This window comes from Dyadobacter sp. (assembly GCF_051859145.1).
In the GTDB taxonomy this organism is placed as follows: domain Bacteria; phylum Bacteroidota; class Bacteroidia; order Cytophagales; family Spirosomataceae; genus Dyadobacter.
The window spans coordinates 27560-28553 of sequence record NZ_JBHYGF010000212.1 but is presented as its reverse complement, the minus strand read 5'-3'; the positions used below and the strand labels follow the sequence as shown (position 1 = coordinate 28553).

The following is a 994-nucleotide window of genomic DNA, read 5'->3' as shown; positions in this document are numbered from 1 at the left end:
CAATGCAAAGAAGAGCCCGGTCATGACGATGGCGATCCGGGTGATTGCGGATACCAGGCTCACCAATGCAATGTTCTGCGAAGCCCGGCCGAGTACATTTTCCATAAACCGGCTGCCGTACCGCGCCAGGAACCGGAATACGACGAGAATCAGGATCGCCATGATCAGGTTGGGGACGAAGCGAACTCCCTCTACAAACCACCTGTCGAGCTTTACGGCAATGGGATCTACTATTTTTGAGATTTGTGCAAAAATCATCCGAGCGTCAAATGCATTTAAAACGCATCAAAATTGCTCAATTTTGGACATAAAAAAGGCAGCAACTCCGGAAAATTCCGGGTTGCTGCCTCTCATATTGAGAATGGATTTTAGAGCCGCGCCAGCAGTTCCTGCTTTTTAGACTTAAATTCCTCCTCCGAAATCTGCCCTTTTTCAAAAAGCATATTCACCTTTTCAATGGTTGCAATAATGATCTCCTGCGGGGTAGAGGCGCTTTGCTCACTCCTCAAATCTGCGGTACTTGTTACATCGTACGCGATTTCGGGAGTGGGCTGCTGTTGGCCGCCCGGCTGGGAGATAACTGATAAACTGCTCAGGTCAACCGGCCCATCCTGACTTGTAAACCGGTAAGAACTTCCCGACCCCTGCTGCTGCGATACGCCGGTAATATGGTGATGTTTGGTATCGTAAATTGTCCGTTTGCCATTTTCCTCGATCACAAGCCTGCGCACCGGCGCAAAATAAGCATACCGAAAATTGTTCTGCGCGCCGCTGGCTGTGGGCGTTCCGAAAACAGCCGGCCAGGTGGTTGTTTCTGTTCCGTTGAAGATACCGCCAGGCGTAACCTGCGCATTGCCGGGAGTTTCAGAAGAATCTTCAAAAAGTACCCTCGTACTTACCGTATCCGACAGCTCATTGCAGAGACGATCTACGGTTGAGCGGGTGGAGTTATTGAACATATCCCCTACCATCGTCATCCCGCCGCGCATCCATT

General features: G+C 50.4%; 2 protein-coding genes. Both read right to left on the bottom strand.

From position 1 onward, the window contains the following. Window positions 1-258 (bottom strand): mechanosensitive ion channel family protein (locus tag ACTIE6_RS13415; protein ID WP_439557122.1); only part of this gene is annotated, 258 nt, incomplete at its 3' end. Window positions 259-368: 110 nt separating this feature from the next. Then, window positions 369-994 (bottom strand): SHOCT domain-containing protein (locus ACTIE6_RS13410; RefSeq protein ID WP_439557121.1); only part of this gene is annotated, 626 nt, incomplete at its 5' end.